This is a genomic window from Streptomyces sp. So13.3 (assembly GCF_005860785.2).
In the GTDB taxonomy this organism is placed as follows: Bacteria; Actinomycetota; Actinomycetes; order Streptomycetales; family Streptomycetaceae; genus Actinacidiphila; species Actinacidiphila fildesensis.
The window spans coordinates 2,589,731-2,603,752 of sequence record NZ_CP048835.1 but is presented as its reverse complement, the minus strand read 5'-3'; the positions used below and the strand labels follow the sequence as shown (position 1 = coordinate 2,603,752).

Here is a 14,022-nt window from a genome sequence, read left to right as displayed (position 1 = left end):
GCCGGGCCCCGACCACGCGCCGTACGGTAGGCCGGTGACTCATCGTCCTGCCGTACGGCGCGTGGTTTCGCTTGTCCCCTCACTGACCGAGGCGGTGGCGGGGACCGCCCCCGGGCTGCTGGTCGGCGCGACCGACTGGTGCAGCCACCCGGCCGGTCTGGAGGTGACCCGGATCGGCGGGACCAAGAACCCGGACATCGCCCGGATCACCGCCCTCGCGCCCGACCTCGTGATCGCCAACGAGGAGGAGAACCGCGCACCGGACGTCGCCGAACTGCGAGCCGCCGGGGTGCCGGTCCTGGTCACCGAGATCCGCGACCTCGACCAGGCCTTCGCCGAACTCCACCGGGTGCTGGTCGACGGCTGCGGCCTGGAACGTCCCGGCTGGCTCGACGAGGCGGCGGCCGCCTGGCGCGCGCTGCCCGTCCCCGGGCGGCGGCTGCGCGCGGTCGTCCCGATCTGGCGGCGGCCCTGGATGGTGCTCGGCCGGGACACCTTCGCGGGCGATCTGCTCGCCCGGCTGGGCGTGGACAACGTGTACACGGAGCACGCCGACCGCTATCCGGCGATCCCCGTCGAGGAGCTGCGCGCCGCCGGCGCCGATCTGGTGGTGCTGCCCGACGAGCCGTACGCCTTCACCGCCGACGACGGCCCGGAAGCCTTCCCCGGCCTGCCCGCCGCGCTCGTCGGCGGCCGTCACCTCACCTGGTACGGCCCCTCGCTCACGGCCGCGCCCGCCGCGCTCAGCGCGGCACTGCGAGCAGCGATCCGCTGAGCAGCCCGCGCACCGTCCGCGTACCGGCGACCGCCCAGGCCGCCACGAGGACGACGTACAGCGCGGCCGCGAGCCACGCGAAGGCGTCGAGGCCGGTGTGCCGGGCCAGGCCCGCGGCGCCCGTGACACAGGTGCCGACGGGGAAGGTGAAGGCCCACCACGTCATCGCGAACGGCATCCCGCGGCGTGCCGCCCGCACCACCAGCGCCGCGGCCAGCGCCAGCCAGAGCAGGGCGAAGCCCATCACCGGCACCCCGTACAGCACGGCGAACCCGCTCATGGCCGCCGCGTACGGTGCCTGGACGACGCCCGGTGCGGCGTCGGCGAGCTGGTTGACGGCCGTCGTGGACTGGCCGAGCGGGCCGAGGACCAGGAAGAGCGTCGGGGTCAGCGCGAGCGGCAGCGGCCCGTGCTGCACGAGCCGGCCCCAGATCAGCGGCAGCATCACCAGGGTGCCCAGCAGGCTCAGCCCGAACATCGCGTAGCAGCCCAGCAGCATCGCCTCCTGCCACTGGCCGGCGGGCAGATGCGCGATCAGCGCCGGGCCGAGCGCGGCCGACACCATCGGCGCCACCACCGGCAACAGCCAGACGGGAGAGGCACTGCCCGGCTCGACGCGGTGCCGGGTGATCATCAGATACGGGACCGTCGCCGCGATCAGCAGCCCGCTGACGGTGCCCGCCGTCCAGAGCACGGAGTCCGCGGCGACCGCGGCGGTCCGCCCGATCACGGGGGAGCCCAGGCTCAAAGTGCCGCCCCCGACCGCGAGCAGCGCCATCGGCAGACAGCCGTAGAACGGGGCGACGGCCGGGTCCAGCAGATGCCGGCGGGCCTGGTCGCCGTGGCGGAGCCAGTGCGCGGCACGGGCGGTGAGCAGCGTGGCCAGCAGTCCGGCGGAGAGCGCCCAGACGACGGTGCAGGCGGTGTGCAGACCGGGGACGCGCACCGGCAGGGCGGCGCCCGCGGTGGCGACGATGGCGGTGCCCATCACGGTGGCGTACCAGTTGGGACCGAGGTGACGCAGGGCGCCGGAGCGGATCTCCAGATCGTGGAGAGCGCGGGCCCGTACAGGGGCGAGGGTGGTTGCCATGCTGTCCACGTTCCCCGCCCGGCGGCCCGGCCGGAAGGCGGCGCAGGTCTATGGGGGCATAACCTGGGCTTATGAGTTCAGACAGTGACACCGGTGACCGCGTCCCCCGGGCGGGCCTGGGCCACCGGGTGCCCGACCTCGGCGCGATGGAGCTGCTGCTCGCCGTCGCCCGGCTCGGCAGCCTCGGCCGGGCCGCCCGCGAGCTGGGCATCAGCCAGCCGGCCGCGAGCAGCCGGGTGCGGGCCGTGGAACGGCAGCTGGGCGTCGCGCTGGTGAACCGCTCGCCCACCGGCTCCACCCTCACCGACGCGGGCGCGCTGGTCACCGAGTGGGCGCGGCGGGTCGTGGAGGCGGCGGAGGCGTTCGACGCCGGAGCGCGGGCGCTGCGCACCCGCCGTGACTCCCGGCTGCGGGTCGCGGCGAGCATGACCATCGCCGAATATCTGCTGCCGGGGTGGCTGATCGTGCTGCACGGCCGGCACCCCGACACCGCCGTGTCGCTGTTCGCCGGGAACTCGGCGGACGTCGCGGAACGTGTCATCAGCGGCGGCGCCGACCTCGGATTCGTCGAGGGGACGGATGTGCCGGGCGGTCTGGACGCGGCGGTCATCGCGCACGACCGGCTGGTCGTCGTGGTGGCGCCGTCGCACCGCTGGGCGCGGCGGCGCAAGCCGCTGTCCGCGGCCGAGCTCTCCGCCACCGCCTTCATCCTGCGCGAGCAGGGCTCCGGCACCCGCCAGGTGCTGGACGCCGCCCTCGCCGGACACGGCGGCCTCGCCGTACCGCTGCTCGAACTCGCCTCGACCACCGCGCTCAAGGGGGCCACGCTGAGCGGCGCGGGTCCGGCGGTGCTCAGCGAACTGGCGGTGGCCGACGAGCTGGCCGCCCGCCGGCTCGTCGAGGTCCCGGTGGAGGGCATCGCGCTGGAACGCGTCCTGCGCGCCGTCTGGCCCACCGGCCACCGCCCGACGGGACCCGCCCGCGACCTGCTGTCGCTCACCCGCCGGCCGGCGTGACGGGACCTACGGCGGGATACACGACAGGACGAGCGGCGGGACCTGCGGCGGACGGGTGCCGGGCGGGCGGCACCGCCCGGCACACCGCCCTGCCGGTCATGTGACCTGCCTGTAACCGCCGTACTTACGGGATTCTCATGCTGTGGCCTTAGGGTGACGGCCGTGACCATGACGACCCCGCCCGGCTGGTATCCAGAGCCCGGGCACACAGGCAACGGCCCGGCCCTGGAACGGTGGTGGGACGGCGCCGCGTGGAGCGAGTACACGCGGACCGCCCAGGCCCCGGCCGACCAGGCCGCGGCCCCCGGCATCCCGTCCTACGCGGCCTATCCCGGTGGCGGCGTGCCGGACCGGCCGGCCCGCAGGGGAGGCGTGATCGCGATCGGCATCATCGCGGTCCTCGTCCTCGTCGGCGGTGTGGTCGGCGGCGTCGTCATGCTGAAGAACAGCGATGGTGACAAGGGCTCCGACCAGGCGGCCACCAGCGCGCCGACCACCCCGGGCGACGGGCCGAGCGGTTCGGACGGACCGTCGCAGGGTCCCGACCAGGCGCCCCGGACCAGTGGTGTGGTCGTGGACGCCCTGGACAAGATCAGTCTACCGATCCTGCCCGGCTGGCAGGGCAAGACCGGCGCCGGCGGCGCGGGCCTGACCATCGGCGGCTACCCGTGCGTCTCCGACCCGGCCAAGAACTGCGTCCGCGGCGGTGTGTTCTCCGTGCCGGCCGTGGCGTACAAGCTCAAGAGCACGACGCCCGAGGCCGCCGCCAAGGAGGACATCCCGCTCAACGCGGACCAGTCCTACGAGGGCGGGCTCACCTCCCACAAGGAGCTGCTGTCGCAGCCGGTCACCGTCGCCGGGCAGCAGGGGTACCTGGTGCGCTGGCAGGTCGTGACGAAGGTCGGCGACGACGGCTACGTCCAGTCGCTGGTCTTCCCGTCACCGGCCGGCCCGCAGCAGCTCGTCGTGGTCCGCTACGGCTTCGACATCAACGCGCAGGCCCCCGGGCTCGACGTCATGGACCAGATCACCAAGGGCATCAAGGCCGCCGGCGGCTCCGGCGGCTCCGGCGGCTCCGGCGGCACGGGCGGCACCGGCGTCTGACCGCGCGCCCGCCGGCCGCCGGAAACGGTGCCGGCGGGGCGGGCGGAGCCGGGGCGCTCACAGGAACGTCTTGCCCTCGCCCCGGTAGGTCGGCACCGTCGCGGTGACCCGGTCGCCCTCCACGAGCTGCAGCTCGGCGAAACGCTCGCACAGCTCCCCGGCCTTGGCATGCCGGAACCACACCTTGTCGCCGATCAGCAGATCGTCCGCGGGGGATCCGAGCAGCGGCGTCTGCACCTCGCCGGGACCCTCCTGCGGGTCGTAGCGCAGCCCCTGCGGAAGGTACGGCACGGGCAGCCGGTCGGCGCCCGCGGCGCCCGACGCCGGATAGCCGCCGCCCAGCACGGTCACGATGCCCACCCCGGGACGGCGCACCACCGGCTGTGCGAACAGCGCCGCCGGACGCCCCCGGAACGACGTGTAGTTGTCGAAGAGCCGCGGCACGAACAGCCCGGAGCCGGCCGCGATCTCGGTGACCGCGTCCTCCGCCGCCGTGTGCTGCACACTGCCGGTCCCGCCACCGTTGACGAACTCCAGCTCGGGAGCGACGGCGCGCACCGCCCGCACCACCTCGGCCCGCCGGACCGCCAGTTCCTTGCGCGCGGCGGCCTGCATCAGCCGGATCGCGCGCGAGCGCAGCGGCCGGCCCGCCACCGCGTCGCCGACCCCGGCCACATGGCCCTCGTACGCCATGATCCCGGCGAGCCGGAAGCCGGGCCGGCGGGCGATCGCCCGTGCCAGCTCGGCCAGTTGCTCGGGCTCCCGCAGCGGGGAGCGCAGCGCGCCGATCCGTACCCGGCCGCCCAGCATCCGCAGGGACGTGTCGAGTTCCAGACAGACCCTGATCCGCTCCGAGCCGCCGTGGCGGGCCGCGTCGATCAGGTCCAGCTGGGAGATGTCGTCGACCATCACCGTCACGGCGGCGGCCAGTTTCGGATCCCCGGCCAGCTCCGCGAAGCCGTCGCGGTCGGCGGACGGGTACGCCAGCAGCACGTCCTCGAAGCCGGCCCGCGCCAGCCACAGCGACTCGTCCAGGGTGAACGACATGATGCCCGCGAACCCGTCACGGGCCAGCACCCGTTCCAGCAGCGCCCGGCACCGCACCGACTTGGACGCCACCCGGATCGGCTTCCCGCCGGCCCGGCGGGTCAGATCGGCGGCGTTGGCGTCGAACGCCTCCAGGTCGACGATGGCGACCGGGGCATCGAGATGGGCGGTGGCCCGGTCGTACCGGACGCGGTCGGCTGCGGGATCAGACATGCGCGCAGCTTGCCAGACGGTGACTACCGAACGGTAGGGGTCGCGGGTCACGGGCAGGTCCCGGGCTGCGCACGGCCGGGCGGGAGGCACTTCCACGGCACTTCCGGGGCGGATCATCCCGGTACCGCCGGGTCTGGCGGTACCCGCCGCGGCACCCGTCCCGCAGTACCCCCCGCGACCTGCGCCGCTCCCGATCCACGGCATCGCCGGAGCCCGTAGAGTGGCGCCAGACCGTTTCTGACGAATAGCGGCGTCCGCCCGGAGGGCAGGACCTGCCCCGGGCTGGGGCACCTCCCAGCGGCAGCCGTTGGGGCACCTCCCAGCGGTAGTTGTGGGGGCACCTCCCAGCGGTAGCTGGGGGAGATTCGGCAGACACGGTCCGGACCACGTAGGCACATTGCGAGGGGGCACGGGTGAGCACCGGGGTCGAGAACGGAGCGGGGCAGCCGTCCCCTCCGCAGCCGCCCGCCTTCCCCGCGCTCTACCCGACAACCCCGCCGCGGCCCGTGCACCGCCCGGCGGCCCGTGAGCCGATCGCCGCGCGCAGCCCCCAGGAGCGGCCGGCGGAGTGGACGCCCGCACCGCCGACCGTGCCGCGGCCGCCCGCCGCACCACCGGCCGCCGCGTCACCGTTCCTGGCGCGGCACCCGGAACCACCGCGCCCCGGCACTCCGCCGCAGCAGGCACCGCAGCAACAGGCATGGACGCGCTCGGAACCCGAACCACCCGCCGTACCCGAGCCGTTCGCGGTGCCCGCGCCGCCCGCCCGCCGTCCCCGTACGGCCGCCGGCCGGACCGCGTCGGCGCTCTGCCTCGTCCTGGGCCTCGGCCTGTTCACGGGCGCCGCCACCGGCGCCCTGATCAACCACGACCCGGCGGCGGTCGGGACCACCCAAGGCGCCTACGCCCGCGCCGGCGACCTGTGGCACAGCGTGCCGGTCGACACGCTCCTGCCGCCCGTCGTCAGCCGGCCGGGCGCGGGACCCGGTGGCGCCGACCGCACCTACACGCGGATCGGGGTCGCCCCGGCCGCCGGCTGCGCGGGCGCCTTCGACCCGCTGCTGGCGAAGGTGCTGGCCCCGGTGGGCTGCGTGCAGGTGCTGCGCGCCACCTACGTCGACGCCACGTCCAGCCGCGTCACCACCGTGGGCCTGCTCGTCACCGGCGGCGACGCTGCCGGCATGAGCGCGCTGAACCACCGCTGGAACAGCGAACACCTCGGCTCCCGGCTGGATCTGATGCCTCATCCGGTCGCGTTCCCCGGCACCGCGGCGGCCTCCTTCAGCGACGCGCAGCGGGCCAGCTGGACGGTGAGCGTCTCCGCCACCCTCCCCGTCGTGGTCTACGCGGTGAGCGGCTTCGCGGACGGCCGTCCGGTGCCCGAACCACAACCGGCCGCCGCGGCCACCGCGCCGGGCGCCACCTCCGCCCCGGCGCAGGCCGGCCTCGGCACCGACGTCCTCGTCCTCGCCGCCGACCTCGACGCCCGGCTGCGCAAGGCCGTCACGACCGACCCCGCGTCCTCCCAGGGAGCATCGTGAGAAGATCAGCCGCCCTCGGGCGTACCGCCGCCGCTCTGCTGGGAGCCCTGCTCGCCGTGCTGCCGGCCGCGTCCGCCCGCGCCGACTCGGTCCGCGACGCAGAATGGACGCTGGACGCCCTGCACGCGCACGACGCCTGGCGCACGACCCAGGGCGCCGGCGTCACCGTCGCCGTACTGGACACCGGTGTCGACGGCACCCACCCCGACCTGGCGGGACAGGTACTGCCCGGCAACGACCTCATCGGCTTCGGATCCGGTCCGGGCGACAGCACGTGGGCCAAGCACGGCACCGGCATGGCCGCCATCATCGCCGGCCACGGCCACGGCCCGGGGTACTCGCAGGGCGTCCTCGGCATCGCGCCACGGGCCAAGATCCTGCCGGTCCGGGTGATCCTGGAGGAGAAGGACCCCCGGCGCGACGAAGCCCGCGCGAGCAGGGGAAAGGCCGTTCCGGACGGGATCCGCTGGGCCACCGACCACGGAGCCGGCGTCATCAACCTGTCGCTCGGCGACGACAGCGCGACCGCCGCGCCCACCGCGGACTACGACAACGCGATCCAGTACGCCCTCGGCAAGGGCGTGGTCGTCGTCGCGTCGGCGGGCAACGGCGGTGAGCAGGCGGACCGCGCCTCGTACCCGGCCGCCTACCCGGGGGTGATCGCGGTCGCGGCCGTGGACCGGGTCGGCGCGCACGCCTCGTTCTCCACCCGGCGCTGGTACGCCTCCGTCTCGGCGCCCGGTGTCGACGTCATCCTGGCCGACCCCAACCGCAAGTACTACGAGGGGTGGGGGACCAGCCCCGCCTCGGCGTACGTCTCCGGCGCGGTGGCCCTGATCCGCTCCGCCTACCCGAAGCTGGGCCCCGCGCAGATCAAGCAGCTCCTGGAGAGCACCACCCGTGAGCGGCCGGCCGGCGGCCGCAGCGACGCGGTCGGCACCGGTCTGATGGACCCGGCCGCGGCGCTCAAGGCGGCGGCGAAGCTCGAACCCCGGGGCGAGGCGCCGACCCCGGCACCCTCGGCGCGGCGGTACTTCGGCGCCGGCCCGACGATCACGCTCTCGCCGGCCGCGGACGGCGGCGGACTCGGCGACGGGGTGGCGGTCACCTGCGCACTGCTGGGCGGGGTCCTGGTCGGCGCGGCGGCGCTGCTCTGGTTCCGCCCCCGCCTCGGCCGGTCACGACGCCGGGCGACGCACGGAATCCCTACCTGAACACCTGACGATCCCTACTCGAACGCCCCGACCGCCGCCTGCGCGACGTCCTCGGCCAGCGCGATCCCCGCGGCCTGAGTGGTGTTCCCACTGCTCAGGACCGCGACGAGATAGGTGCTCCGGTCCGTGGCGACCTGGCCGATGCTGTTGATGTCCCACAGCCCGGTCGTGCTGCGCTGCAGCCAGCCGTTCTTGAGCGCGGTGTCGGAGGCCGGCACCGCCGCGGCCGTGACGCCCCAGTCCTGGCCGTCGGATATCCGCCCCATCAGCCCCTGCAGATACGTTCGCGAGGCGGCCTCCAGCGGTGAGTCGTCACCGAACACGGCCTGCAGCAGCCGCAGTTGGTCGGCCGCCGTGGTCCTGGTGAGCCCCCACAGGTCGCCGTCGCCGCCCTCGGTCCCGGTCAGCCCGAGGCGTTCGTTGGCCTCGGCGAGACCGTCCGCGCGGCCGACGGAGTGCCAGAGCGCGGTCGCCGCGTCGTTGTCGCTCTGCTCGATCATGACGGTGGCGTTCGCCTTCTCCCCGGCGGTGAGACCGCGCCCGGCGTCCTGCGCCGTCAGCAGCAGCGCCGCGAGGATGTCGACCTTGACGATGCTCGCCGTGTCGTACGTCCCGTCCCCGTACACCGCCTGCGCGCCGGACGCGGTGTCCAGCACGGCGACGGAGAAGTCGGCGTCGGTCGCGTCGGCCATGGTGCCGAGCGCGTCGCTCAGCTCCTGGTCGCGGTCCGCCGCGGATGCCCCGGTCTGCACGCTCTCCCCACCCTCCCCGGCCGGCTGCGCCGCGTCGGAGGAGGCGGCCGGCCCAGGCACACGTGCGGCCGGTATGACGGGTCCGGTGCCGGTTGTGAGGTCGCATTCCCACCAGCATTGGAATCGAACCTGCGGGCACGCTGAGACACGGATGAACAAACCGTGAGAAAGCGGGCCGTACGAGCCCGTCGACGGCTGCCGACCGGGTCCCGATACGCTGCCCAGCGTGTCACTCAAGAATATCCCCGACCCGGGCTTCGCCGACGACGACGGTTCGGCCGACGCGGCGCTGGCCACCGCACTCGCCGCCTACGCCGACGACAGCCGGGCCGAGCCCGGTGTACTCGCCGCGCTGCCCGGCGCCCGTCTGCTGGTCCCCGTGGTGGCCGTACTGGGCGAGGTGGAGACCGGCCCTGACGGCCTGCGCCGTGAGAAGACCAGCGACATGGCGGTGCCCACGATCCAGGCCGCCGACGGACGGCGGGCGCTGCCCGCCTTCACCTCGGTGGAATCCCTCGCCCGCTGGCGCCCCGACGCCCGGCCGGTCGCGGTCCCGCTGCACCAGGCGCTCCAGGCCCTCGCGCACGAGAAGGCCGACACCCTGCTGATCGACATGGCGGGCCCGGCCCCGTACGCCCTCACCGGCCCGGCGCTGCGCGCCGTCGCCCTGGGGCGCGAGCACGTGGATCCGCTCGGTGATCCGGAGGTGCTCGGCGCGCTGCGCGCGGCCGTCGCCGCCGAACCGGGTGTGCTGCGCGCGTATCTCTCCCCGGCGGGCACCTCGGACGGCACCCTCGGCCTGGTCCTCGCCCCGGACGCGGCCGTGGCCGAGGTGGCCCGGCGGATCGCTACCGCCCTGTCGGCCGACGAGGTGTTGCGGTCCCGGCTGGTCCGCGGGCTCGACCTCGCGCTGCTGGGGCCGGATGCCGAGGTGTCGGGCGAGCCGCTCTTCACGCGTTGAGCGGACCGGTCAGGCCGACGGCCGGGTGACATCCGGTAGGCCCCCACTGTCTGCCGAAGTGTGCGATGTGGTCCTGGGGCCGAGAATGCGAGAGCAGACCGACAGCGCACGCATACGGGCAGTAATCGACGCCAGGAGGCCCCATGGACAAGCGGACAGTGACCTGTGAATTCCTGGGAACGCTGCTGCTGGTCTTCTTCGCCGTCGGATCCGCGGTGCTGGCGGGCGAGTACATCGGCACCCTCGGCATCGCCCTCGCCTTCGGCTTCACGCTGCTGGCGCTGGCCTACGCGCTCGGCCCGATCTCCGGCTGCCATGTGAACCCGGCCGTCACCCTCGGCATGCTGGTCGCCGGGCGCGTCAGCGTCAGGACGGCCGTCGAGTACTGGATCGCCCAGCTGCTGGGCGGCATCGCGGGCGCCGCGCTGCTCTTCCTGGTGGCCAAGCAGGTGCCGGGGCTGAAGACCAGCGGGGCGTTCGGCACCAACGGCTACGGCAGCCGGTCCGCGGTCGGCATCAACATCGGCGGCGCGTTCGTCGTCGAGGTGGTGCTGACGTTCCTGCTGGTGTTCGTAGTGCTCTCGGTCACGCACAAGGTGGCGGTGTTCGGCTTCGACGGCCTGCCGATCGGCCTGGTGCTGGCCGCGATCCACCTGGTCGGCATCCCGCTGACCGGGACCTCGGTGAACCCGGCGCGCAGCCTCGGCCCCGCCCTGTTCGCGGGCGGGGCCGCGCTGTCGCAGCTGTGGCTGTTCATCGTGGCGCCGCTGATCGGCGGCGCGCTGGCGGCTCTGGTGCACCATGTGACCCACCCGCCGACGGCCGCGCGGCACGGCGGCCTCCGGGTGGACGACCTCGCCGACCAGGTCGACGATGCCGCCGGGGACGCCGGGACGGAACGGCCGGAGCCTGCCTGACGCGACCCGGGGCGGCGCGCCCGGCTTCGGTTCAGCTGTAGACGGGACCCGTGAGCTTCTCGCCGGGCCCGTGGCCGGGCTCGTCCGGCACCAGGGAAGCCTCGCGGAAGGCCAGCTGCAGCGACTTCAGACCGTCCTTGAGCGGGGCGGCGTGGTAGGTGCTGATCTCCGGCGCGCCGGCGGTGACCAGGCCGGCCAGCGCGGTGATCAGCTTCCGGGCCTCGTCCAGGTCCTTGTGCTCCGGGCCCTCCTCGGCGAGGCCCAGGTTGACGGCCGCCGCGCTCATCAGGTGGACCGCCACCGTCGTGATGACCTCGACGGCGGGGACGTCCGCGATGTCGCGGGTCATCGCGTCGAAGTCGGGGTTCTGGTTCTCGTCACTCATGGGCCTCACGATAGGCGACCGCGACACAGCCGGATGTCGACGGGTACGATCCCGCCGATTACGGGCTTCCCCAGGTCACTGGTATGCTTGCAAATCGACCGGCCGGACACACCTGTGCCCGGCCCACAAGTGGAGGCTCCGATCTCCCACCCGACCGACCGAGAGGTTGGCGGGTCCGGTCAGGCAGCGTTCTTCGGTGGATGGTTCTTCCGGACACCGAAGTGAGGCACGTGCTGCCCGATGCGCCCCGCGGTGTTCCGTGGCGGTGCTCCCGGTTTTGAGGAGCCCTGCCTGTGACCTGTATGGGGCGTTTTTTGCGTTCCTCGTGCAGGGGTCGGACGACACAGACGTTACGTGGCTGTCCGCCAGGCGGCCGCGTGGTGCAACCGAGGAGGCCCCATCAGCGCCGAGCCCCGCATCGTCGAGCCTCGCATCAACGACCGCATTCGCGTCCCCGAGGTGCGACTCGTCGGTCCCAGTGGTGAGCAGGTCGGCATCGTGCCGCTTGCCAAGGCCCTGGAGCTTGCGCAGGAATACGACCTCGACCTGGTCGAGGTCGCAGCGACCGCACGTCCGCCCGTGTGCAAGCTCATGGACTACGGGAAGTTCAAGTACGAATCGGCCATGAAGGCCCGTGAGGCGCGCAAGAACCAGGCGCACACGGTCATCAAGGAGATGAAACTCCGGCCGAAGATCGACCCGCACGACTACGACACCAAGAAGGGCCACGTCGTCCGCTTCCTGAAGCAGGGCGACAAGGTCAAGATCACGATCATGTTCCGTGGTCGCGAGCAGTCCCGCCCCGAGCTGGGCTTCCGGCTGCTGCAGCGACTGGCGTCCGACGTGGAGGAACTCGGCTTCATCGAGTCGAATCCGAAGCAGGACGGCCGAAACATGATCATGGTTCTCGGTCCTCACAAGAAGAAGACCGAAGCGATGGCCGAAGCCCGCGAGGCAGCGGCTGTTCGCAAGGCCGAGCGTCAGGGTTACGGCTCCGACGACGAGTCGGAAGAGCACGACGAGTCCTTCGACGGCACCGTCGAGAACTCCGAGGGTTCCGAGGAGTCCGCCGAGGCGCCGGTCGTCGAGGCGGCCGAGGAATCGGCCGAGAAGCCTGCCGACAAGCCGGTCGAGGACAACTGAGACCGCGTAAGGCCCCGGGGCACCGTTCCGGGATGGAAGACAGTACTGACGCTCTCCGTCCGCACCTGTTGCGGACGGGAGGGCCAGCGACGAGGAGACTACGGCGACATGCCGAAGAACAAGACGCACAGCGGTGCCAGCAAGCGCTTCAAGGTCACCGGCAGCGGCAAGATCATGCGTGAGCGCGCCGGCCGTCGTCACCTGCTCGAGCACAAGCCGTCGAGCAAGACGCGCCGCCTCGCCGGCACGGTCCAGCTCGCCAAGGCCGACACCAAGAAGATCAAGAAGCTTCTCGGCCTGTGACGGCCGCGCCCCATCGTCCGTGAGGACAACGAGGGGCGCGACGTCCAACCGGGATCCCATCGCTTTCGGGCCGCGTGAGTCCCCCCGCGGTCCCCTACAAGGAGTTATCAAGTGGCACGCGTCAAGAGGGCTGTAAACGCCCACAAGAAGCGCAGGGCAATCCTCGAAGCGGCGAAGGGTTACCGCGGTCAGCGTTCGCGCCTGTACCGCAAGGCCAAGGAGCAGGTCACCCACTCCCTGGTCTACAACTTCAACGACCGCAAGAAGCGCAAGGGCGACTTCCGTCGTCTGTGGATCCAGCGCATCAACGCCGCTGCCCGCCAGAACGACATGACGTACAACCGCCTCATCCAGGGTCTGAACGCCGCCAACATCGAGGTGGACCGCAAGATCCTCGCCGAGCTGGCCGTCAACGACCCCAACGCCTTCGCCGCGCTGGTCGAGGTCGCCAAGAAGGCGCTGCCCACGGACGTCAACGCGCCCAAGGCCGCCTGAGAACGACGCGACGGGGTGCTGCCGGGGTCGCCCCGAGTGACCCCCACGCAGTCCCCGGACCCGCAGGCTGAGCCTGCGGGTCCGTGTGCTGTCCCGGCGCCCAGGGACTACGTCACCTCCCGGATCCACCCCAGAAGCGAGCACTCCCCATGGCGAGCCCCGAGCCCGAGCTGACCTCCTTGCGATCCCCGCGTGTCACCGCGGCCCACCGCCTGGCCAAGCGCAGCTTCCGCGGCAAGGAGCGACGGTTCATCGCCGAGGGCCCGCAGGCGGTCAGGGAGGCCATCAGCCACCCCGGCGGCGCCGCCGGGCGGACGCTCATCGAGCTGTACGCGACCCTCGAGGCCGCCGAGCGGCATGCCGACATCGTCGCGGCCGCCCGCGCGATCGGCGCCCCGGTGCTCACCGCGGCCGACGACGTCGTCGCCGAGATCTCCGACACCGTCACCCCGCAGGGCATCGTCGGCATCTGCCGCTTCCTGGATTCCCCGTTCGAGGAGATCCTGGCGTCCGCCCCGAAGCTCGTCGCGGTCCTCGCGCACGTCCGGGACCCCGGCAACGCCGGTACCGTGCTGCGCTGCGCGGACGCGGCCGGGGCCGACGCGGTGATCCTCACCGACGCCTCCGTCGACCTGTACAACCCCAAGTGCGTGCGTGCCTCGGTCGGCAGTCTCTTCCATCTGCCCGTCGCCGTCGGAGTGCCCGTCGAGAAGGCCGTCGCCGGTCTGCGCGCGGCCGGAGTGCGGCTGGTCGCCGCCGACGGCGCCGGTGTACGGGACCTGGACGCCGAACTCGACGAGGGCACCATGGGCGGCCCCACCGGCTGGATCTTCGGCAACGAGGCCTGGGGACTGCCGGAGGAGACCCGCGCACTCGCGGACGAGGTGGTGCGCGTCCCGATCCACGGCAAGGCCGAAAGTCTCAACCTCGCGACGGCCGCCGCGGTGTGCCTCTATGCCTCCGCCCGGGCGCAGCGTGCGCCCGGAGGGTGCCGCTCCGTCACATCCAGCTAGTAGGGTTGCGGCCCGGGGGCCCTGAGAAGGGGGGTGCGGAGATGGACGTCGCG

Annotated in this window: 15 protein-coding genes; 11 read left to right on the top strand and 4 right to left on the bottom strand. The window is 73.2% G+C overall.

The annotated features are described in order from the left end of the window. Nucleotides 1–34: 34 nt before the first annotated feature. A complete protein-coding gene (locus C8250_RS11845) occupies nt 35–775 on the top strand; it encodes a helical backbone metal receptor (RefSeq protein WP_138354842.1) in 741 nt (246 codons plus the stop codon). On the opposite strand, the gene C8250_RS11840 is transcribed toward C8250_RS11845, so the two are convergent. After that, nucleotides 744–1,865: a TDT family transporter gene (locus C8250_RS11840; protein ID WP_138354843.1), complete on the bottom strand. Its 1,122-nt coding sequence runs from the start codon at nt 1,863–1,865 to the stop codon at nt 744–746. The two genes, C8250_RS11845 and C8250_RS11840, sit on opposite strands and share 32 nt — an antisense overlap. Before the next feature lie 71 nt (nt 1,866–1,936). On the opposite strand from C8250_RS11840, the gene C8250_RS11835 reads away from it, so the two are divergent. Beyond that, nucleotides 1,937–2,881 carry a LysR family transcriptional regulator gene (locus tag C8250_RS11835; RefSeq protein ID WP_138354844.1) on the top strand — a complete coding sequence of 315 codons (945 nt, stop codon included), beginning with the start codon at nt 1,937–1,939 and terminating at the stop codon, nt 2,879–2,881. Between the two features lie 168 nt (nt 2,882–3,049). Continuing rightward, the gene (locus tag C8250_RS11830; protein ID WP_138354872.1) at nt 3,050–3,985 is read left to right on the top strand and encodes a DUF2510 domain-containing protein; all 936 of its coding nucleotides are present in this window, start codon (nt 3,050–3,052) and stop codon (nt 3,983–3,985) included. Between the two features lie 57 nt (nt 3,986–4,042). Here C8250_RS11830 and C8250_RS11825 read toward each other — a convergent pair whose 3' ends face one another. Beyond that, nucleotides 4,043–5,245 carry an amino acid deaminase/aldolase gene (locus C8250_RS11825; RefSeq protein WP_138354845.1) on the bottom strand — a complete coding sequence of 401 codons (1,203 nt, stop codon included), beginning with the start codon at nt 5,243–5,245 and terminating at the stop codon, nt 4,043–4,045. A gap of 413 nt (nt 5,246–5,658) precedes the next feature. Here C8250_RS11825 and C8250_RS11820 point away from each other — a divergent pair, with 413 nt between their 5' ends. Together C8250_RS11820 and mycP are read left to right on the top strand one after the other, a co-directional pair. After that, nucleotides 5,659–6,786, top strand: a complete 1,128-nt coding sequence (locus C8250_RS11820) for a hypothetical protein (RefSeq protein ID WP_244809095.1) — start codon at nt 5,659–5,661, stop codon at nt 6,784–6,786. Next, entirely contained in the window at nt 6,780–8,000 is a 1,221-nt protein-coding gene (gene mycP / locus C8250_RS11815; RefSeq protein WP_138354874.1) for a type VII secretion-associated serine protease mycosin, read from the top strand. The genes C8250_RS11820 and mycP overlap by 7 nt, the downstream gene beginning before the upstream one ends. Nucleotides 8,001–8,014: 14 nt before the next feature. Here mycP and C8250_RS11810 read toward each other — a convergent pair whose 3' ends face one another. Beyond that, nucleotides 8,015–8,692, bottom strand: coding sequence for a serine hydrolase (locus C8250_RS11810; RefSeq protein WP_187145269.1), 678 nt, complete (start codon nt 8,690–8,692; stop codon nt 8,015–8,017). 286 nt (nt 8,693–8,978) lie between these two features. On the opposite strand from C8250_RS11810, the gene C8250_RS11805 reads away from it, so the two are divergent. Next, nucleotides 8,979–9,713 carry an SseB family protein gene (locus C8250_RS11805; protein ID WP_138354847.1) on the top strand — a complete coding sequence of 245 codons (735 nt, stop codon included), beginning with the start codon at nt 8,979–8,981 and terminating at the stop codon, nt 9,711–9,713. Between the two features lie 143 nt (nt 9,714–9,856). After that, nucleotides 9,857–10,630: an MIP family channel protein gene (locus C8250_RS11800; protein ID WP_138354848.1), complete on the top strand. Its 774-nt coding sequence runs from the start codon at nt 9,857–9,859 to the stop codon at nt 10,628–10,630. 31 nt (nt 10,631–10,661) lie between these two features. On the opposite strand, the gene C8250_RS11795 is transcribed toward C8250_RS11800, so the two are convergent. Then, nucleotides 10,662–11,015: a DUF1844 domain-containing protein gene (locus tag C8250_RS11795; protein ID WP_138354849.1), complete on the bottom strand. Its 354-nt coding sequence runs from the start codon at nt 11,013–11,015 to the stop codon at nt 10,662–10,664. A gap of 399 nt (nt 11,016–11,414) precedes the next feature. Here C8250_RS11795 and infC point away from each other — a divergent pair, with 399 nt between their 5' ends. From infC to C8250_RS11775, 4 genes are all read left to right on the top strand, one after another. Beyond that, nucleotides 11,415–12,158 (top strand): translation initiation factor IF-3, encoded by a 744-nt coding sequence (gene infC / locus C8250_RS11790; protein ID WP_244809812.1) that lies wholly within the window; start codon nt 11,415–11,417, stop codon nt 12,156–12,158. Between the two features lie 108 nt (nt 12,159–12,266). After that, entirely contained in the window at nt 12,267–12,461 is a 195-nt protein-coding gene (gene rpmI / locus C8250_RS11785) for a 50S ribosomal protein L35 (RefSeq protein ID WP_138354851.1), read from the top strand. 111 nt (nt 12,462–12,572) lie between these two features. Beyond that, complete coding sequence (gene rplT / locus C8250_RS11780) at nt 12,573–12,956, top strand: 50S ribosomal protein L20 (protein ID WP_138354852.1); 384 nt, start codon at nt 12,573–12,575, stop codon at nt 12,954–12,956. A gap of 149 nt (nt 12,957–13,105) precedes the next feature. Continuing rightward, the gene (locus C8250_RS11775) at nt 13,106–13,969 is read left to right on the top strand and encodes an RNA methyltransferase (RefSeq protein ID WP_138354853.1); all 864 of its coding nucleotides are present in this window, start codon (nt 13,106–13,108) and stop codon (nt 13,967–13,969) included. The last annotated feature ends 53 nt before the right edge of the window (nt 13,970–14,022 follow it).